This is a genomic window from Methylomonas paludis, from assembly GCF_018734325.1.
In the GTDB taxonomy this organism is placed as follows: Bacteria; Pseudomonadota; Gammaproteobacteria; order Methylococcales; family Methylomonadaceae; genus Methylomonas; species Methylomonas paludis.
Genome location: NZ_CP073754.1, coordinates 3,345,275 through 3,364,021, shown reverse-complemented (window position 1 = coordinate 3,364,021; position 18,747 = coordinate 3,345,275). Strand labels below are relative to the sequence as shown.

The following is an 18,747-nucleotide window of genomic DNA, read 5'->3' as shown; positions in this document are numbered from 1 at the left end:
GAAGGCGCATGTCAAGTAACTCTACAATTCAAACTGAAGTGTTAGTGCTGGGCGGTGGTCCTGGTGGTTATACCGCCGCTTTTCGTGCGGCTGATCTGGGTCTGAAAGTCACTCTGGTCGAGCGCTATCCGGTTTTGGGCGGGGTGTGTCTGAATGTGGGCTGTATTCCCTCCAAAGCCTTGCTGCATGTGGCGCTGGTGATTCATGAAGCCGAAGATTTTTCAGCGCACGGCGTCAGCTTTGCCAAGCCGGCTATCGATCTGGATAAGATCAGAGCCTGGAAACAAAGCGTTTCCCAAGGCCTGAATCAGGGACTGGCCAGATTGGTAAAACAACGCAATATTACCCTGGTCAATGGGGTCGGCAAATTTGTCTCGGCCAACAGCCTGCAAGTTACTAGCGCCGATGGCGAGCAAACCATCAATTTTGATAAAGCCATTATTGCCGCCGGTTCCCATCCGACCAAAATCCCGGTATTTCCCAATGACGATCCGCGCTTATGGGACTCCACCGATGCACTGGAACTGCAAACCATACCCGAGAAGCTGCTAATTGTCGGTGGCGGCATTATCGGCCTGGAAATGGCCACGGTCTATCATGCCCTGGGCTCCAAAATCAGCGTAGTAGAGCTGCAGGATCAAATCATACCCGGCTGTGACAAAGACATTGTCACCCCGCTCCAGCGTCGCATCAAAAAACAATACGACAACCTGTGGCTGGAGACCAAAGTACAGGCTATCGAAGCTACTGATGCCGGTCTGAAAGTCAGTTTTGAAGGCAAATCGGCACCGGAATCCGAAGTATTTGATGCGGTACTGGTGGCTGTTGGCCGCCGACCAAATGGCAAGCTGATCAATGCCGAAGCTGCCGGGGTGTTTGTTGATGAAGCTGGTTTTATCCCGGTGGACAAGCAACTGCGCACCAATATCAGCCATATACACGCCATTGGCGATATCGTCGGCAACCCGATGCTGGCGCATAAAGCCGCCCACGAAGGTAAAATTGCCGCAGAAGCCATCAGCGGCCTGAAAGTCGGATTTGACGCTTTGACCATCCCGGGCGTCGCCTACACCGACCCGGAAGTGGCCTGGATGGGCTTGACCGAAACACAGGCCAAACAGCAAGGCATCGCCTACGAAAAAGCCACCTTCCCGTGGGCCGCCAGCGGTCGCTCATTGAGTATGGGGCGTAGCGAAGGTCTGACCAAACTGATTACCGACAAAGAAACCGGTCGTATCCTGGGGGCAGGCATCGTCGGCCCCAGTGCCGGGGAACTGATAGCCGAAGCGGTGCTGGCCCTGGAAATGGGTGCCGATGCCGAAGATCTGAGCCTGACCATCCATCCGCACCCCAGTCTGTCTGAAACGCTGGCCTTTGCTGCCGAGATGATAGAAGGCACCATTACCGACCTGTACATCAAGAAATAATCTAAGTACTCCGTGTACTCCGTAGCCTCGATGAAGCATAGCGGAATCGAGGTGTTGGCTGATAAGTGATTTGACCAAACGGCTTTCGCAGCATCATATCGCGTTTTTTGGCCAATCTGCTGAGATACGCCTAGAGCCCAATGCGTTTAAAAAACAGGCCCCGATAGCAGTCCGGGCCTGTCGTCGGCCCAACCAAAATCGGCACTAACGCCAGAACAGCCAGCCCGTCAAACCAAATCCCACCACCACCACAAAGCCGCGCATAATTTTTTCCGGCAGACGATGCACCAGCCAACTTCCGGTTAAACCACCAGCTATGCCGCCTATCGCTAAAGCCACTGCCGCCAACCAGTCAATCTGGCTGGAAAAAGCAAACAGACCCACCGCAGACGTATTCATAGCCATAGCCAACACATTCTTGGTGGCCGTAGCGGTGCGCACCTGTTGACCGGCTATGGTCAACGCCGCCAGCATCAAAATACCGATACCGCCGCCGAAATAGCCGCCATAAATACCGATCACAAACTGAATCAAAGCTAATACCGGCGTGGGAACCCGGCTGGAATGCAGCGATTTACGCCGAAAACTACCCCAGCAGAAAATCAAAGTGGCGACCAGCACCAGCCAGGGCACCAATTTGGCAAAAATACTCACCGGCGTATTCAGCAATAGCAACGCACCTGTGATGCCTCCGGCTATACTGAGGCTGAATAACTGGCCCAGGCTGAGTTTATTCACACCTCCGGCCAGTTTACGCCCCGCTAAAGCCGAGGTAATCTGATTCGGATACAGCGCAATCGTCGAGGTAATATTGGCCGCCAGCGGATTCAGACCGGCTAGTAACAAGGTGGGAAAAGTAATGAAAGACCCTCCACCCGCCAGAGTGTTCTGGGTGCCGGCATAAAGTCCAGCCAGTGCGATCAGCAATAACTCACTGAGGGGATGATGCGCAAAGTTGAGGGGCAACTCAAAACCGAGTATAGACATGGCAGCAGTATTTCAGACACTCAGGCAAACATTAATCAAAATAAATCAGCCCACATCGCATCGACTTTTTTAATCACATCGTCGCGCATCACAATAGGCCGCCCCCATTCCCGGTTGGTTTCTCCCGGCCATTTATTGGTGGCATCAAAACCAACTTTAGACCCCAGGCCGGATACCGGCGAAGCAAAATCCAGATAATCGATAGGCGTGTTTTCCAGGATAGTCAAATCCCGGGCTGGATCCATCCGGGTGGTGATGGCCCAGATCACATCCTGCCAGTTACGCACATTAATATCATCATCCACCACGATCACAAACTTGGTGTACATGAACTGGCGCAAATAAGACCAAGTGCCCAACATTACCCGTTTGGCATGGCCGGCATATTGTTTTTTCATACTGATCACTGCCATTCGGTAAGAACAGCCTTCCGGCGGCAAATAAAAATCAATAATTTCCGGAAACTGTTTTTGTAAAATCGGTACAAACACTTCATTCAGGGCTACCCCCAAAATTGCCGGTTCATCCGGTGGCCGGCCTGTATACGTGCTGTGATAAATCGGGGCCTGGCGCTGGGTGATACGCTCGATGGTAAACACCGGAAACTCATCCACCTCATTATAGTAACCGGTATGATCGCCATAAGGCCCTTCCGGTGCCGTTTCGCCTGGATAAATAAATCCTTCCAGCACAATTTCCGCACTGGCCGGCACTTGCAGATCATTGGTCTGGCATTTTACCACTTCGGTTTTTGAACCGCGCAGCAAACCGGCAAAGCCATATTCTGACAAAGTGTCCGGCACCGGCGTCACCGCAGCCAATATCGTCGCCGGATCAGCGCCCAGCGCCACGGCTACTGGAAACGGCTTGCCGGGATGAGCAATCTGCCATTCCCGAAAATCCAGCGCACCGCCGCGATGGGTCAGCCAGCGCATGATCAGCTTATTTTTGCCGATCACCTGTTGACGGTAAATACCCAGATTTTGGCGTTCCTTGTGCGGGCCTTTGGTAATCACCAGCGGCCAGGTGATCAGCGGTGCCGCATCTTCCGGCCAGCAGGTCTGAATCGGATAATCGCCCAGATCAATTTCACTGCCTATGCGGGTCAGTTCCTGACAGGGCGCAGAACCCACCAGCTTGGGCGTCATGTTTAACACCTGCTTGAACACCGGCAATTTTTCAAACGCATCTCTCATGCCGCGCGGTGGTTCCGGTTCTTTCAGGTAAGCCAGCAATTCGCCGATACCGCGCAATTCAGATACATCCTGCGCCCCCATTCCCATCGCCACCCGTTTCGGCGTGCCGAACAAATTGGCCAACACCGGAATATTGGCATTTTTCGGATTTTCAAACAACAGCGCCGGCCCGGCCTGCTTTAACACCCGGTCACAAATTTCCGTCATTTCCAGATAAGGATCAACTTCGGCCGTAATGCGTTTCAATTCACCCTGTTTTTCCAGTTGGGCGATAAAATCTCTTAAATCTTTATATTTCATGATATTTCATGGTGTGCTTGGCGTACCGGAGCAGAATTGGGCAAAAATCGTGGCAAAAGGCCGTATCGTTACAAGACCGTGACTATCAGGGCAAACACAAACGCAAAAATTGTCCATAAACTGATTTTGGTTTGCCAGGGCGTATTTTTCCAGATAGAGCTTAATTCGCTACGTAAGGCCTGACTCCGGTCTGGCGCCGCCAGTACTTTCTTGATCAGGCCTTTAACGGTATGTTTTTCCAGCAATAACTGCTCTTCATAAAGGATTTCATCAATTTGTGAATAAAATACATCACAGCTTGGGCATTTGAACAGCTCGCCTTGCCGGGCTTGGCCACATTTTGGGCAGTTTTTCATGCAAACTCCTTTATGCTTGGGTTTAACTGATTTCCTCAGGCGGCTATGCCATTGTGTCTTAACAAGGCATCGATATTCGGTTCGCGGCCACGGAAATTTTTAAACAAGGTCATAGCCTCGCTGCTGCCGCCCTGCTCAAGAATATTGTGCAGAAAAGATTCGCCGGTAGCGCGGTCAAAAATACCATTCTCTTCAAATAAGGAAAAAGCATCACTGGACAACACTTCCGCCCATTTGTAACTGTAATAGCCGGCTGCATAACCCCCGGCAAATATATGCGAAAAACTGTGGGCAAACCGGTTGAAATCCGGTACTTTCACTACCGCCACCTGCTCGCGGATTTGGTGTAAGGTCGGGTAAATCCGGCCGCCTCTGGTGGGGTCGTAGTCTTGATGGATTTTAAAATCAAACAGGCTGAACTCAATCTGTCTGACCATCTGCATCCCGGCCTGGAAGTTTTTGGCCGCCAGCATTTTTTCGAACAGGGTATCCGGCAACGGTTCCCCGGTTTGATAATGCGCCGAGAGTAAGGCCAGGGCTGGTTTTTCCCAGCACCAGTTTTCCATGAACTGGCTGGGCAGTTCCACGGCATCCCATTCCACCCCATTAATACCAGAAACCCCGCTGTAATCAATTTGGGTCAGCATGTGGTGCAGACCATGACCAAATTCATGAAACAGCGTTTGCACTTCATCATGGCTCAACAAGGCCGGAACATCGCCGGTAGGTGGAGTAAAATTGCAGACCAGATAGGCCACCGGGGTTTGAATACCTTTGGCAGTCTTGCGCCGGCTCGCGCAATCATCCATCCAGGCGCCGCCGCGTTTTTTGCTGCGCGCGAACAAATCCAGATAAAAATGGCCGCGTAACTGGCCGTGCTGATCAGTAATCTGATAAAAGCCCACGTCAGGATGCCAGGTATCGAAATCGCTGATCGCGGTGATTTCCAGGCCAAACAACTGCTTGACGATACTGAACAAACCGGCGATGACTTTAGGGCTGGGAAAATAGGCGCGAACTTCCTCCTGAGAAAGCTGGTAAAAATGTTGACGCATTTTTTCCGAATAATAGCCAATATCCCAGGCTTGAACATCGTGATTGCCGTATTCGGCAGCAGCAAAATCTTTCAATTCCGCCAGATCACGGCGTGCCTGCCGCCAAGAGCGATCAGCCAGATCTTCCAGAAAACTCACCACGCTGGTGGTGCTGTCCGCCATTTTGGTGGCCAGAGAATATTCGGCAAAATTGTTAAAACCCAGCAATTGGGCTTTTTCGTGGCGTAGCGCCAGAATATTCTCCATCAGTGCCGAATTATCCCAGGTACCGGCATTTGGTCCTTGGTCTGAGGCGCGGGTGCTAAAAGCCCGATACAGTTCATGACGCAGCTCGCGGTTATCGGCGTAAGTCATCACGGCCAGATAGGACGGAAACTGCAAACTCAATAACCAGCCGGTTTTGCCCTCTGCTTCAGCGCTCTGTTTGGCCTGGGCCAGTGCCGATTCCGGCAAGCCGGCCAGCTCATCGCTATCGATAATATGTTTATGCCAGGCATTGGTGGCATCCAGCAGATTATTTTCGTACTGACTACCCAGCGCAGAAAGTTGTTGACTGATTTCTTTGTAACGCGCCTGTTGCTCGGCAGGCAAATCCACACCGGATAAATGAAAATCACGTAAGGCATTGCTAATGATTTTTTGCTGGGCGCGTTCCAGGCCGGCAAACTCGGCACTGTCATGGATAGCTTGATAGGCCAGATACAAATCCCGATTTTGACCGACTTCGGTGCCGTACTCACTGAGCTTTTCCAGGCAGGCAGTATAGGCAGAGCGTAACCCCTCACTATTTAATACGGCATTCAGATGACTGACCGGCGACCAGGCCCGGTTCAGCCTATCTTCAGCATCATCCAGCGGTGCTACCAGATTATCCCAGCTGTAAGGGCCGCCAGTGGCGGTCAGTTCGGCGATGGTCTGTCTGGCCGCAGTTAACAGCTGATCAATAGCCGGTTCAACATGTTCCGGGCGAATTTTGGAAAATTGCGGTAATTGGGTATCTTCCAGTAATGGGTTGGTCATGGCGATTAATGCTTAGAGTTCGGAATACATTGAGTCCAGTGCTAGCCTGGGGTTTATAAAATAGTGGTAGTCGGCTCAACCGCTACCCTGGTTTTGAGTTTACCATCTTCAGCTCAGTTTGCATGAATCTGCCGCTCATTGTTTAACAGCGCAATAATATCGGCCGTTTGCGGACGAATACCGCGCCAGATAAAAAACGCTTCCGCCGCCTGTTCCACCAACATGCCTAAGCCATCCAGACTATGAACAGCCTGTTGGGTGTGGCCCCATTTTACAAATGCAGTAGGCTGGTTAGCATAAGCCAAGTCATAACAACTGCCGTGTTCAGCCAGCAATCCGTCGGGTAGCGGTGGTAACTCAGCGCTGAGGCTGGCCGAAGTAGCGTTGATGACCAGATCAAATTGCTGATTCGGTAGCTCATCATAAACGCAACTGCTGATGTTGCCGATCCCGGCAAATTCGCCGGCAATAGTTTCAGCCTTGCCGGCGGTGCGATTGACGATAATCAGACTGGCGGGATGGCATGCCAGCAAAGGGCCAATAATGCCGCGACTGGCGCCGCCGGCCCCCAAAATCAGCAAGCGTTTGCTGTTTAAGCTGATCTGATGATTGCCGGTCAAGTCGTTGACCAGACCAATACCGTCTGTGTTCTCACCCAAAATACTGCCGTCTGCCTGCACAGCCAGGGTATTGACGGCCTTGGCCAGTTTGGCCCGTTCGCTCAACTGATCCGCAAATTGCCAGGCCAGTTCTTTTAACGGTACCGTACAGTTCAAACCTTTGCCGCCGTCGCCAAAAAAAGCCTTAACCCGCTCGCTAAATTGCTCAGGACTGACATCCTGGGCAGTATATTCCAGGTTTTGTCCGGTTTGAATGGCAAATAATTGTTGGATGCGCGGTGATTTACTGTGGCTGATAGGGTGGCCAAACACGGCATATTGATCAGTGAATGTCATGTTCAGGCCAGGTTAGCGAGATTCTTGCAGCCATTGCGCAGCCGCTTTGGCGTAATAAGTTAAAACGGCATCGCTGCCGGCTCGTTTAAAAGCCAATAAAGACTCCAGAACCACCTGCTTCTCATCCAGCCAGCCATTCAGTGCTGCCGCCTTGAGCATGGCATATTCGCCGCTGACCTGATACGCAAAAGTGGGTACCCCAAACCGGTCTTTGGCGCGGCGGATAATGTCCAGATAAGGCATGCCGGGTTTAACCATAATCATATCCGCACCTTCCTGTAAATCCAGGGCAATTTCCGTCAAAGCCTCATCCGAATTGGCCGGGTCCATCTGATAGCTGTATTTATTGCCTGAACCCAGATTGGCAGCCGAGCCGACCGCATCACGGAATGGCCCGTAAAAACTGGAAGCATATTTGGCCGAATAAGCCAGAATGCGGGTATTGATAAAACCATGAGTTTCCAGTGTACTTCTAATCGCGCCGATGCGACCATCCATCATGTCGGAGGGGGCAACAATATCCGCGCCTGCTTCGGCATGAGACAAGGCCTGTTGGCACAAAACGGCCACAGTCTCGTCGTTAAGCACATAACCGTTGCTATCGATTAAGCCATCCTGACCGTGAGAAGTATAAGGATCCAGAGCAATGTCGGTAATAATGCCCAGTTCCGGAAATTCTGTTTTCAGCTTTCTGACGCAACGCTGAGCCAGACCGTTCGGGTCGAAAGCCGCTGCCGCTGTATCCGATTTTTGACTGGGGTCTATCACCGGAAATAGGGCAATTGCCGGAACGCCGAGTTTGAGCAGGGCTTCAGCTTCTTTCAGCAGTAAATCAATACTCAGTCGGCTCACACCTGGCATGGAAGCGATATTTTCCTGCTGCCCTTGGCCTTCTATCACAAATACAGGACAAATCAAATCATCGCTGGACAGACGGTTTTCACGCATCAGCCGCCGGGAAAAATCCTGGTAGCGCATTCTGCGGGGGCGGTTGGCCGGAAAACCGGGGGCTAATGGGGTTTTATCCATAGAGTACCTATGAGTGGGTTGGGCAGATATTCGGTGTAGAACCGCAGATTGGCCTAAACTAGCAGGCTGCAATGGTCTCATCGGCTGGCTATTCTATACCAATCGCTTTGTAACTCGACAATTCCGATTAAGCTGGTAGCCTAATTTTGAATTTTGCCGTACCTGAGCAGGTTTTAAATGGACACAAAACACAAAGGAATGAATGACTAGGGCATGAAAAACGGATTGCCGATATAACAAAAAATTTGCAGTCAGTGCAGGCTATGGGGCGGATTTGATTTATCATACGCTTGTTCTGGCCGCAGACCAAAAAGCCGTTTGGCGGAACTTAATTAGCTATCAAAGACTTATTCCGTTTTCGAGTATTCTGATCTATGCTAAATACCTATTGTCAACTTTCATTATTATAAAAAACGACACTATCTTTTATGAACAAAAAAACCATTATTCTATTTGTCATTTGTTTGGCGGCATTGCTGGCCTTGCAAATCAAATTTTTCCTGCCGTTTATGTATGAAATCGCAGCATCCGACTTATTTCTGGTTGACAGCAAAGATGCCGCTAACCCGATGGCGATCAGCAATGATATGACGGCAACAGCATTTTCTCATTGCAATACCTATCTCAAGAATGATCTGGATGAAGATCAGTCGGTGGTATTTGCCGGCCAGCCTACCAATGTCTGGAGTCTGGGCAATTATGAATATATCGTTAATGCCGATGTCGAAATTACCCCCAAAGATGCCCCCGCTGCCACGCATCATTATGTGTGCCGGATTCAGTACGCCAATGGCGACGATTTAGCCGGTGCCGCAAACTTTGAAAATTGGAATATCGAAGGCTTGACTGGCTTAACACCGGAATAAGCCTCCAATCTGCGCCGACTCAGTATTAGCTGTGGTCGGCTAGCCGGAAATCAAGGCCTGCCGGGCAATCCTAGAAGGCCTTGGAATTTTTGCTGTTGCGGAAAATCAGCGGTTGCTCTGTTTGAGCGGCGTTTTTTTCTGCAGAAGCAATCGCCGCATCTATCCGGCTGCGTTGTGGGGACTTACTGCAAACCGGGTCAGTACTGTATATATCGTTATTAAACAAATAAGCCTGACAGCGGCAGCCGCCAAAGTCTTTAAGCTTTTCGTCACAACTCCGGCAAGGCTCCTGCATCCAATCCGTACCGCGAAAGAAATTAAAGGTTTTGGATTCATGCCAGATTTGCTCAATACTGAAATCCTTAACATTCGGGCAATCCAGTCCAGGTAATTCCCGCGCCGAGTGGCAGGGTAAGGCGGTGCCATCCGGGGCTATGGTTAGAAAGGTAGTGCCCCAACCATTCATACAGGCTTTAGGTCGGTCTTCGTAATAATCCGGCACCACATAATAAATCTTCATTTTGCCGGCAACTTTATCCTTGTAGTCCTGGGCAATTTTTTCAGCTTTGCTGAATTGCTCCCGGCTAGGCAGTAATGCGTCACGATTCAGGTGAGCCCAGCCGTAATACTGGGTATTGGCCAGTTCCAGATAATCGGCACCCAGGTTTTCCGCCATTGCCAGAATTTCCGGCATTTGGTGAATGTTTTGCCGGTGTATCACCACACATAACACCATCGGATAACCGTGTTTTTTTACCAGCCTGGCGACTTCCTGTTTGTGTTGGTAACTGGTAGTGCCGGCCAGATGGTCATTCAACTCCTGGCTACTGGCCTGGATGCTGACTTGAATATGATCCAGGCCGGCCTGTTTCAATTCCACAATTTTGGCTTCGTTCAGACCGTAACCGGAGGTAATCAAATTCGAGTAATAACCCAATTCCCGGGCATAAGCCACCAGCTCGACCAAATCCGGACGCGTCAGAGGTTCGCCACCGGAAAAACCCAGCTGTACTGCGCCCATTTTTCGGGCTTGGGCCAGAACCCGTTTCCAGTCTTCAGTGCTAAGCTCTGTCGAATATTTGGCGTAATCCAGCGGATTCGAGCAATACGGGCACTGTAAAGGGCATTTATAGCTAAGTTCAGCCAGTAACCAGCGCGGCGAAGTGATGTTAGGATTGTTTGATCCAGCCATTTTGGAATGCTATGTTCAGAAAATGAGTAATGTCATTGGTCAGGCCAGTGGTAGCAAACTTTTCTTCCAGTTTACTGACAATTTCCGCTAACACCAGGCTGCCGTCGCAGAGTTTGAGTATCTCGGCAGAGCTTTGGTTCAACTCCACCATACCTTCCGGGTAGAGAATCACGTGTTTTTGCTGAGCTTCTTCCCATTGCAGGCGGTGGAGCGGAGAAAAGCCGATGGGCAGGTGCGGGTCTATAGCCATTTAATGATCCTGAATATTAAAATAGGGCGGCATCTCGGCCACATAGGCCAGGTAAATGGCGTCGGCCATGCTCCACAACACGTTCAGCTTGAATTTCAATATATCCAGCATGCGCTCCTGTTGGGCGCGGGTTTGATACCAGTCCAGGGTCAGTGCCAAGCCATGCTCCACATCCCGGCGTGCTTCCGTGAGGCGTTTGCGAAAATAAGTATAGCCCTCCTGATCTACCCATGGGTAAACATCAGGCCAGTTATCCAGGCGTTGCTGGTGTATCTTGGGGGCAAACAATTCAGTCAGCGACGAGCTGGCCGCTTCGTGCCATTCAGCGCGGCGGGCAAAATTGACATAAGCATCTACGGCAAAGCGTACTCCGGGCAGCACATGCTGCAAAGAAGTAATTTCTTCCCGGCTGAGGCCCACAGCTATGCCTAACTGTATCCAAGCTTCAATGCCGCCGGAATCGCCGGGATGGCCGTCATGATCCAGAATACGCTGCACCCATTTCGCCCGAGTTTCCCGATCCGGGCAATTGGCCATGATATTGGCGTCCTTGATCGGAATCATTACCTGATAATAAAACCGGTTGGCCACCCAGCCTTGTAATTGTTGCTTATTCAGCTTGCCTTCATTCATCAAGACATGCATAGGGTGATGGATATGGTAATACTTTTCCATCCCCCGCAGTTTGGCTTCAAATTCGTCACGAGACCAGGGTTGATTATCACAGCAGCTCATTTCACACCTTTTTATAAGTCAATTTCCAAACCATCATAAGCCACTTCAATGCCGGCGGCATCCAGGGTCTTACGCTCCGGGGAATCTTCGTCCAGAATCGGATTGGTGTTGTTGATGTGAATCAAAATCTTGCGAGCATTTTGCACACCATTTAACACTTCTATCATGCCACCAGGGCCGGACTGCGGCAAGTGGCCGATTTCCCTGGCTTTTTTATGGCTGATATTTTGCCGGCACATTTCATCGTCAGTCCAGAAAGTACCATCAACCATCAGGCAGTCAACACTCAGCATGGCGGCCAGTACATGAGGTTCTATTTCGCCCAGACCTGGAGAATAATAAAGTTTTTTACCGGTGGATATCTGCTCGACGATGACTCCGATATTATCGCCGTCATGCGGGTCATGGCGGTGCGGTGAATAGGGAGGCGCTTTACTTTTCAATGCATGGGCATAGATGCGGATATCTGCTATCTCAGGAATAGTGAAGCTGCTGCCGTCAGGGGCTATGGCATGATGATCGACAGTGCAGTAATCCTTGAGCATCGTGAACAGCGGAAAACCGCTGGTCAGATCCTGTTTCACCATTTCGGTACAATAAACCTGTAAAGGTTTGCCCTCGCGCAGCATCAGCATGCCGGTAGTATGGTCAATTTGGCTATCAATCAGAATAATCGCTTTAATACCCGTATCGCGAATGCCTTCCCGGGGTTGTATATCCGGAAAAGCTTCCAGTTGACTACGGATATCCGGCGAAGTATTGAACAACAGCCAGTTACGGTTATCGGTACTAATGGCGATGGATGACTGGGTACGGGCTTTGCCGTTAAGCTCGCCACTACGCAAGCGTCGGCAGTTATTGCAATTGCAGTTCCACTGAGGAAAGCCGCCGCCGGCGCCGGCGCCGAGAACTCTAATTTTCATATTGGTTGGGGTGCAGATAAATGAGCGGCGAATGATACGGGATTAAAAACCTTCAGGCAAAAAAAAGGGGCAGGAATATGCCCCTTTTTTACGTTAATCACCAGGGATTAACGATTGTAGATGTACATGGTGACTTCGAAGCCAAAACGCATGTCGTTGTAAGCAGGTGTTTCCCATTTCATTGTCATACCCTCCAAAAGGTTTATTGTAATGTGCTAGCTTGATAAAGAAAGCTGCACTCAAGTATACGATGAAGTTTTTTTTTGTGCAAGGTAACGATTTGATAAAAACATTGCAATAGGGATTACCGGCTATTTTTCAGGGGTAGGCTTTGAATTTATTGTTGATTGAGCGCAAGCTTTGCACAATTTGATTATACTAAGCACCTTATTTTGTATCATAAAAATTGTACTTTCATGAAAACTTATCTGGTTGGCGGTGCTGTTCGTGATCGTTTGCTGGATTATCCAGTGAAAGAACATGACTGGCTGGTCGTTGGCGAAACCACAGAGTCCATGCTGGCGCAAGGATTCCGGTCGGTTGGCAAGGATTTTCCGGTATTTTTACATCCGGATAGCCATGATGAGTATGCACTGGCGCGCACTGAACGTAAAACGGCGCCGGGTTACAAAGGTTTTGTGGTTTATGCCAGTCCTGAAGTCACATTGGAAGAGGATCTGCTGCGCCGGGATTTGACCATAAATGCTATGGCGATAGATGACCAGGGCAAGCTGATTGATCCGTTTCATGGCCGGCAGGACTTGGATAAGCGGATATTGCGCCATGTTTCTCCAGCATTTGGAGAAGATCCGGTGCGCATCTTGCGGGTGGCCAGGTTTGCCGCCCGTTATGCCCACTTGGGATTCAAAGTGGCGGCGGAAACCCAAATCTTGATGCAGCAGATGGTTGACGACAGAGAGGCCGATTATTTGGTTCCGGAACGGGTTTGGGCGGAATTATATAAAGCCCTGCAGGAAATGAATCCAGCCGTGTTTTTTCAAGTGCTCCGCGCTTGTGGGGCACTGGCCGTGATTTTTCCGGAAATTGAGGCTTTATTCGGTGTACCGCAACCGGAAAAGCATCATCCGGAAATCGATACCGGCATCCACGTATTGCTGGTATTGGCGCAGGCCGCCAAATTATCCGTCAAGCCGGAAGTCAGATTGGCGGCTTTATTACATGATTTAGGCAAAGCCTTATCACCCAGTGAGCATTGGCCCAGCCATCATGGACATGAGCAAAAAGGCTTGCCGGTTTTAGAAAAATTTTGCCAACGCCTGCGCGTCCCGACATCGTTTAAAACTCTGGCTATCCAAGTCATGCAATATCATACCCATTGTCATCGGGCTATGGCACTGCGCGCCGATACCCTGATTGATTTGTTTCAGGAATTGGGTGTATTTAAAACCAGTTCGCGGCTGGATGATTTTATTCTGGCCTGCGAGGCTGATGCCCGTGGCCGTACCGGTTTAGAAACGCGCCCATACCCGCAGGCCGAATATCTGCGCGGCGCCGCAGCCGCGGCTAAGGCCGTTGACACCACAGATATTTTACAAAGTGACTTGCAGGGGGCAAAAATAGGCGCAGCGATACGTGGGCGCAGAGTGGCGGCCATAGCCGACTTTAAGCAACAATACCTTACTCAGCATCCGGCGCTCTGACTATGCAGGCAATTTTAATCTCAATCAGCTTATTGGTGTGCAGCAATGTATTTATGACCTTTGCCTGGTATGCACATCTCAAAGAGCTAAATACCAAGCCTTGGCTGGTGGCGGCTTTAGTCAGTTGGGGTATCGCCTTATTTGAATATTTGCTGCAGGTTCCCGCCAATCGTATCGCTTATACTGAGCTTAATTTAGGCCAGATGAAAATCATGCAGGAAGTGATTACCTTACTGGTGTTTGTGCCGTTTTCAGTGTTTTACATGAAAGAACCGCTCAAGCTTGATTATTTGTGGGCGGGGCTTTGTCTGTTGGGCGCGGTATTTTTTATTTTTCGGGCCAAATTACACTAAGGAATTTTATGGATTTAATGATAAAAACAGCGGGTTGTCATGCTTAGTTATCGCCACGGATTTCATGCCGGCAATCATGCTGATGTTTTAAAACACAGCCTAATTGCTTTGGTTGTTCAGGCCTTAAAGCAAAAGGATAAGCCTTTTGTCTATATTGACACTCACGCCGGTGCCGGAAAGTATGCCTTGAAATCCCAATTCTCTCAAAAAACCGGCGAATATCAGCAAGGTATCGGCCGATTATGGACCAATAGCCAAGCTTTACCTGAGCTCAAGGACTATCTAGGCGCAATCCGTGCGGAAAATACCGGCGGCGAATTGCTGCGTTACCCAGGATCACCCCAACTGGTTCGGCGCCTGATTAGAAATCAGGATCGCATGTTGCTGTCGGAATTACACGGCACCGATTACGATACCTTATATCAATTGTTTGTCCAGGATAAACAGGTTAGTGTGGCAAAAGAAGATGGCTTGCTGATGCTGGAAAAGAAATTGCCGCCTATCCAAAAACGTGGCTTGATATTAATAGACCCCAGCTATGAAATAAAATCCGATTACACTAAGGTGGTGCAAACTTTGGAAAATGCCTATCGCCGCTTTGCCACCGGCATATACGCACTTTGGTATCCGGTCATTGATCGCGGTGTTACCGAAAAAATGCACCAGCGTTTTATTGCCAGTGCTATTCCCAGGCAATTGCGCATAGAACAGAGTATTTGCGCTGATGGCGCAGTGCGCGGCATGACCGGTTCTGGTATGCTGTTTATTAATCCGCCTTGGCAATTGCATGACCAGGCGCTAACACTATTGCCCTGGTTAAATCAGGTATTGACTGATGGACAAGGTCAATGGCAGGTAAAATGGCAAGTTCCAGAGCTGATTGCATAGAGGGTTGCAAGGAATAAACAATGATAAAAAAAAATCTCGACCTTATCATCGTGTTTTTTATAATGCTGACCATCATCATGTATGATGTGACCATTGATCTTTTTGGTGAAACATTACACTTATTGTTTGAAGTGTTTCACAACCTGTTCGAATGGGTGGAATTAGGGGTTGAAGAGCTGGTAGACAAAGCCTTCCACACTTTGCACATTGGTGAAGTCGTGGCATATTTGTTCATTACCGAGCGTCACGGCAGTCAGGTTGTCACTTTTTATATCTTGATGAGCTTTCTAGCTTGGGGTGGCTATAGGCTAGCCAAGTTTCTGCCGCGAGTTTATGAACTTGTTAAGCGTCTGACCTTAATTGCCTGGGTACGCCGCAAAACGCAGGTACAGCTTTTTTGGTATTCAATTAATCAATGGCAAAAAGTGGCTGCAGTGATTTCTGCGGTGATATTTCTCTACCTGGCATCATTTTTTGTCATCTGATTTCGCAAGTCCAAATTTAACTTTAACTTAGCCATGCCATTATTAGATCAAGTCACAAATACCATACTCAGTCAGCATGGCCTGCAATTGCACGATATCGACACCGTGATGTCGGCATTGCTCAATACCCCGGTAGATGCTGCGGATATCTATTTTCAATCCAGTCATTTTGAGTCTTGGTCATTAGAAGGCGGCATCATCAAGGAAGGCAGCCATTCCATAGAGCAAGGTGCCGGCGTCAGGGTGGTTAGTGGTGAAAAAACCGGCTTCGCCTATAGTGATCGTATCGAATTACCTATACTCATGGAAGCCGCTGCCAATGTCAAAGCCATCGTCAGGCAGGGCCAGCATGCCCAAACCCGCATTGCCGGGAATCCAGGCTGGAAGCAGCTTTATCAGCCTTTAAACCCGTTGAAATCCCTGGGTGACCAGGACAAAATTGATTTATTAAAACGCATAGACCAGGAAACCCGCAAACTCGACCCGCGTATTGAAGAAGTAATGGTGAGTCTGGTTGCCGCCTATGACAATATTCTGGTTGCCAATCAGGACGGCAGCTTGCTGGCCGATATCAGACCCTTGGTTCGCTTGAATGTCAGCGTCATTCTGGTGGAAAACGGTCGTCGCGAACAAGGCAGTATGGGGGGCGGGGCTCGCAGTGATTATAGTTATTTCCTGGAAAATGATCGGGCATTTAGTTATGCTGAAGAAGCAGTGCGCCAGGCGCAAATTAATCTCCAAGCTGAAGATGCGCCGGCCGGTAATATGACTGTGGTATTAGGGCCAGGCTGGCCGGGTATTTTATTACATGAAGCCATTGGTCACGGCCTGGAAGGTGACTTTAATCGCAAAGGCACTTCAGCCTTCAGTGGCCGCGTTGGTGAACGGGTTGCCTCCGATTTATGTACCGTTGTGGATGATGGTACTCTGCCGGGTCGGCGCGGTTCCTTGAGCATTGATGATGAAGGTACACCCACCGAAAATACCGTGCTGATCGAAAACGGTATTCTCAAAGGTTATATGCAGGATAAGCTGAATGCGCGTTTGATGGGGGTGCGACCAACCGGCAATGGTCGCCGCGAATCTTATGCTCATCTGCCCATGCCCAGAATGACCAACACCTATATGTTGCCGGGTTCCAGTGATCCGGAAGAGATTGTCAAATCAGTCAAAAACGGTCTGTACGCCCGCAACTTTGGCGGAGGACAGGTAGATATTACTTCCGGCAAATTTGTGTTTTCGGCCAGCGAAGCCTATTTGATCGAAAACGGTAAAATTACCCGGCCGGTCAAAGGCGCCACCCTGGTGGGTAATGGTCCGGATGTGCTGACTAAGGTGTCTATGGTGGGTAATGACATGCAATTGGACAGTGGTGTTGGCACTTGCGGCAAGGACGGTCAAAGTGTGCCGGTGGGTGTCGGTCAACCTACCTTGAAAATAGATGGATTAACCGTAGGTGGAACTAACGTTTGAATATTGGTTAATGCCTAAATTTATTTAAAAACAGTCGGTTATGGGGTGTGCTAAACGCAGTGCAGCGCATCATTCCAAGCAAAGGACTCGTTTAAACAGGATCATCTAAGGTTACGCTGAGCAATGACATGATACATTGAATTTTAGGGTAGTACGATGAACAAAAACCAGAAAAATTCCGCGCTATGGATAGTCAAAACAGCGAACTACGCGCTTAAGCCAAAGAGATTTTACCTTGCAAAACCAAACAGAAATTAACCGCTTAAAACAGGTCGTCCAGCAATTACTCGATGACGCCAAACAGCAGGGTGCCACTGCTGCCGAAGCGGCATTTACCATCGATAACGGCCTCTCGGTCTCGGCGCGGCTGGGTGAAGTGGAAACCGTTGAATATCATTGCGATCAAGGCATTGGTATCACCGTGTATTTTGGTCAGAAAAAAGGCTCGGCCAGTACCAATGATATTTCCCCGGACTCACTGACCGAAACCGTTAAAGCCGCTTGCAGCATTGCCAGCTACGCCAGTGCCGATGATTATGCCGGTTTACCCGATCCGGAACTGCTGGCCACCGAGTTCCCCGATCTTGATCTGTTTCATCCCTGGGATTTAAATGCCGAACAAGCTATTGAGCTGGCGATAGCCTGTGAAAATGCCGCCCGTAGTTATCACCCAGCCATTAGCAATTCCGAAGGCGCATCAGTAAACAGTCATCACGGCATAAGAGTATTCGGCAATTCCCAGGGATTTCTGCAAGGCAGTCAATCCAGTCGGCATTCTTTAAGCTGTTCAGTACTTGCCGGAGTTGGTGAAAATATGCAACGCGATTATTGGTATAGCGTTGCGCGTAATCCGGCCATGCTGGAGTCGGTACAACAGGTCGGTGAAAAAGCTGCCCAGCGTACCGTGGCGCGGCTGAATGCACGCAGCCTCAGCACTCGGCAGTGTCCGGTATTATTTGCCCCGGAAATGGCTTCCGGCTTGATAGGTGCTTTGATCGGTGCGATCAGCGGCGGCAGCTTGTACCGTAAGGCTTCATTTTTATTGGATAGTCTGGATACTCAGGTCATGCCGGAATTTGTCCGTATCCATGAGCAGCCTGCGTTAAAAGGCGCGCTGGGCAGCGCCAATTATGATGGCGAAGGGGTGGCCACTCAAACCCATGATATTGTCAGTAACGGCATATTAAAATCCTATGTGTTGAGTACCTATTCGGCGCGCAAACTGGGTTTACGCAGCACCGGTAATGCCGGCGGCGTGCACAATCTGACCGTCGAGCCCGGTGATAATGATTTCGCCGCCATGTTAAAGCTTTTGGACACCGGACTATTGGTCACCGAATTGATGGGGCAGGGCATCAATCGGGTTACCGGCGACTATTCGCGCGGTGCCGCCGGTTTTTGGGTGGAAAATGGCGTGATCCAATACCCAGTCCAGGAAATCACCATCGCCGGCAACTTGAAAACCATGCTGCGTAATCTGGTTGCCATCGGCAACGATATGGATTTGCGCGGCAATACCAGAGTCGGTTCCATTCTGCTTGAAAAAATGGCGATAGCCGGCGAATGATAGACCTTGGTAGTTTCGGACGCAGCAA

General features: G+C 49.8%; 19 protein-coding genes. 8 read left to right on the top strand and 11 right to left on the bottom strand.

The genetic code is table 11. The features are described 5' to 3' along the window. Nucleotides 1-8 precede the first annotated feature (8 nt). Nucleotides 9-1,427 carry a dihydrolipoyl dehydrogenase gene (gene lpdA, locus KEF85_RS15345; RefSeq protein WP_215582072.1) on the top strand — a complete coding sequence of 473 codons (1,419 nt, stop codon included), beginning with the start codon at nt 9-11 and terminating at the stop codon, nt 1,425-1,427. 204 nt (nt 1,428-1,631) lie between these two features. On the opposite strand, the gene KEF85_RS15340 is transcribed toward lpdA, so the two are convergent. From KEF85_RS15340 to hemB, 6 genes are all read right to left on the bottom strand, one after another. After that, entirely contained in the window at nt 1,632-2,414 is a 783-nt protein-coding gene (locus tag KEF85_RS15340; RefSeq protein WP_215582071.1) for a sulfite exporter TauE/SafE family protein, read from the bottom strand. A gap of 35 nt (nt 2,415-2,449) precedes the next feature. After that, nucleotides 2,450-3,910: a 4-hydroxy-3-polyprenylbenzoate decarboxylase gene (ubiD, locus tag KEF85_RS15335; RefSeq protein WP_215582070.1), complete on the bottom strand. Its 1,461-nt coding sequence runs from the start codon at nt 3,908-3,910 to the stop codon at nt 2,450-2,452. Nucleotides 3,911-3,978: 68 nt separating this feature from the next. Beyond that, nucleotides 3,979-4,266, bottom strand: coding sequence for a hypothetical protein (locus KEF85_RS15330; protein WP_215582069.1), 288 nt, complete (start codon nt 4,264-4,266; stop codon nt 3,979-3,981). A gap of 35 nt (nt 4,267-4,301) precedes the next feature. After that, entirely contained in the window at nt 4,302-6,341 is a 2,040-nt protein-coding gene (prlC, locus tag KEF85_RS15325) for an oligopeptidase A (RefSeq protein WP_215582068.1), read from the bottom strand. A gap of 113 nt (nt 6,342-6,454) precedes the next feature. Further along, on the bottom strand, nt 6,455-7,297 hold the full coding sequence (gene aroE / locus KEF85_RS15320; protein WP_215582065.1) for a shikimate dehydrogenase: 843 nt from the start codon (nt 7,295-7,297) through the stop codon (nt 6,455-6,457). 12 nt (nt 7,298-7,309) lie between these two features. Further along, nucleotides 7,310-8,326: a porphobilinogen synthase gene (hemB, locus tag KEF85_RS15315; RefSeq protein ID WP_215582063.1), complete on the bottom strand. Its 1,017-nt coding sequence runs from the start codon at nt 8,324-8,326 to the stop codon at nt 7,310-7,312. 428 nt (nt 8,327-8,754) lie between these two features. Here hemB and KEF85_RS15310 point away from each other — a divergent pair, with 428 nt between their 5' ends. Further along, a complete protein-coding gene (locus KEF85_RS15310; protein ID WP_215582061.1) occupies nt 8,755-9,192 on the top strand; it encodes a hypothetical protein in 438 nt (145 codons plus the stop codon). Nucleotides 9,193-9,262: 70 nt separating this feature from the next. Here KEF85_RS15310 and pqqE read toward each other — a convergent pair whose 3' ends face one another. The 5 genes from pqqE to pqqA form a co-directional block, all read right to left on the bottom strand. Beyond that, on the bottom strand, nt 9,263-10,384 hold the full coding sequence (pqqE, locus tag KEF85_RS15305) for a pyrroloquinoline quinone biosynthesis protein PqqE (protein WP_215582060.1): 1,122 nt from the start codon (nt 10,382-10,384) through the stop codon (nt 9,263-9,265). Continuing rightward, nucleotides 10,362-10,634: a pyrroloquinoline quinone biosynthesis peptide chaperone PqqD gene (pqqD, locus tag KEF85_RS15300; protein ID WP_215582058.1), complete on the bottom strand. Its 273-nt coding sequence runs from the start codon at nt 10,632-10,634 to the stop codon at nt 10,362-10,364. Before pqqD ends, pqqE begins: the two co-directional genes overlap by 23 nt. Further along, on the bottom strand, nt 10,635-11,369 hold the full coding sequence (gene pqqC, locus KEF85_RS15295) for a pyrroloquinoline-quinone synthase PqqC (protein ID WP_215582056.1): 735 nt from the start codon (nt 11,367-11,369) through the stop codon (nt 10,635-10,637). Nucleotides 11,370-11,380: 11 nt separating this feature from the next. Next, nucleotides 11,381-12,292, bottom strand: coding sequence for a pyrroloquinoline quinone biosynthesis protein PqqB (gene pqqB, locus KEF85_RS15290; RefSeq protein WP_215582054.1), 912 nt, complete (start codon nt 12,290-12,292; stop codon nt 11,381-11,383). Nucleotides 12,293-12,399: 107 nt separating this feature from the next. Beyond that, nucleotides 12,400-12,474 carry a pyrroloquinoline quinone precursor peptide PqqA gene (pqqA, locus tag KEF85_RS15285; protein ID WP_054760176.1) on the bottom strand — a complete coding sequence of 25 codons (75 nt, stop codon included), beginning with the start codon at nt 12,472-12,474 and terminating at the stop codon, nt 12,400-12,402. A 234-nt stretch (nt 12,475-12,708) separates the two neighbouring features. On the opposite strand from pqqA, the gene KEF85_RS15280 reads away from it, so the two are divergent. From KEF85_RS15280 to pmbA, 6 genes are all read left to right on the top strand, one after another. Continuing rightward, nucleotides 12,709-13,953 carry a multifunctional CCA addition/repair protein gene (locus KEF85_RS15280; protein WP_215582052.1) on the top strand — a complete coding sequence of 415 codons (1,245 nt, stop codon included), beginning with the start codon at nt 12,709-12,711 and terminating at the stop codon, nt 13,951-13,953. Between the two features lie 2 nt (nt 13,954-13,955). Beyond that, nucleotides 13,956-14,306, top strand: a complete 351-nt coding sequence (locus tag KEF85_RS15275) for a DMT family protein (RefSeq protein WP_215582050.1) — start codon at nt 13,956-13,958, stop codon at nt 14,304-14,306. Between the two features lie 39 nt (nt 14,307-14,345). Next, nucleotides 14,346-15,194: a 23S rRNA (adenine(2030)-N(6))-methyltransferase RlmJ gene (locus KEF85_RS15270; RefSeq protein WP_215582048.1), complete on the top strand. Its 849-nt coding sequence runs from the start codon at nt 14,346-14,348 to the stop codon at nt 15,192-15,194. Nucleotides 15,195-15,214: 20 nt separating this feature from the next. After that, complete coding sequence (locus tag KEF85_RS15265; RefSeq protein ID WP_215582046.1) at nt 15,215-15,679, top strand: hypothetical protein; 465 nt, start codon at nt 15,215-15,217, stop codon at nt 15,677-15,679. Nucleotides 15,680-15,712: 33 nt separating this feature from the next. Beyond that, nucleotides 15,713-17,152 carry a metalloprotease TldD gene (tldD, locus tag KEF85_RS15260; RefSeq protein WP_215582044.1) on the top strand — a complete coding sequence of 480 codons (1,440 nt, stop codon included), beginning with the start codon at nt 15,713-15,715 and terminating at the stop codon, nt 17,150-17,152. 235 nt (nt 17,153-17,387) lie between these two features. Continuing rightward, a complete protein-coding gene (pmbA, locus tag KEF85_RS15255; protein WP_215582042.1) occupies nt 17,388-18,719 on the top strand; it encodes a metalloprotease PmbA in 1,332 nt (443 codons plus the stop codon). Nucleotides 18,720-18,747 lie beyond the last annotated feature (28 nt).

What these genes read in the sequence shown, in the direction of transcription:
- pqqB (WP_215582054.1), bottom strand. Translation starts at nt 12,292, where the DNA reads ATGAAAATTAGAGTTCTCGGCGCCGGCGCCGGCGGCGGCTTTCCTCAG.
- prlC (WP_215582068.1), bottom strand. Translation starts at nt 6,341, where the DNA reads ATGACCAACCCATTACTGGAAGATACCCAATTACCGCAATTTTCCAAA.
- pqqE (WP_215582060.1), bottom strand. Translation starts at nt 10,384, where the DNA reads ATGGCTGGATCAAACAATCCTAACATCACTTCGCCGCGCTGGTTACTG.
- KEF85_RS15275 (WP_215582050.1), top strand. Translation starts at nt 13,956, where the DNA reads ATGCAGGCAATTTTAATCTCAATCAGCTTATTGGTGTGCAGCAATGTA.
- KEF85_RS15340 (WP_215582071.1), bottom strand. Translation starts at nt 2,414, where the DNA reads ATGTCTATACTCGGTTTTGAGTTGCCCCTCAACTTTGCGCATCATCCC.
- KEF85_RS15265 (WP_215582046.1), top strand. Translation starts at nt 15,215, where the DNA reads ATGATAAAAAAAAATCTCGACCTTATCATCGTGTTTTTTATAATGCTG.
- KEF85_RS15310 (WP_215582061.1), top strand. Translation starts at nt 8,755, where the DNA reads ATGAACAAAAAAACCATTATTCTATTTGTCATTTGTTTGGCGGCATTG.
- pqqC (WP_215582056.1), bottom strand. Translation starts at nt 11,369, where the DNA reads ATGAGCTGCTGTGATAATCAACCCTGGTCTCGTGACGAATTTGAAGCC.
- KEF85_RS15270 (WP_215582048.1), top strand. Translation starts at nt 14,346, where the DNA reads ATGCTTAGTTATCGCCACGGATTTCATGCCGGCAATCATGCTGATGTT.
- lpdA (WP_215582072.1), top strand. Translation starts at nt 9, where the DNA reads ATGTCAAGTAACTCTACAATTCAAACTGAAGTGTTAGTGCTGGGCGGT.
- tldD (WP_215582044.1), top strand. Translation starts at nt 15,713, where the DNA reads ATGCCATTATTAGATCAAGTCACAAATACCATACTCAGTCAGCATGGC.
- KEF85_RS15330 (WP_215582069.1), bottom strand. Translation starts at nt 4,266, where the DNA reads ATGAAAAACTGCCCAAAATGTGGCCAAGCCCGGCAAGGCGAGCTGTTC.
- ubiD (WP_215582070.1), bottom strand. Translation starts at nt 3,910, where the DNA reads ATGAAATATAAAGATTTAAGAGATTTTATCGCCCAACTGGAAAAACAG.
- hemB (WP_215582063.1), bottom strand. Translation starts at nt 8,326, where the DNA reads ATGGATAAAACCCCATTAGCCCCCGGTTTTCCGGCCAACCGCCCCCGC.
- pqqD (WP_215582058.1), bottom strand. Translation starts at nt 10,634, where the DNA reads ATGGCTATAGACCCGCACCTGCCCATCGGCTTTTCTCCGCTCCACCGC.
- KEF85_RS15280 (WP_215582052.1), top strand. Translation starts at nt 12,709, where the DNA reads ATGAAAACTTATCTGGTTGGCGGTGCTGTTCGTGATCGTTTGCTGGAT.
- aroE (WP_215582065.1), bottom strand. Translation starts at nt 7,297, where the DNA reads ATGACATTCACTGATCAATATGCCGTGTTTGGCCACCCTATCAGCCAC.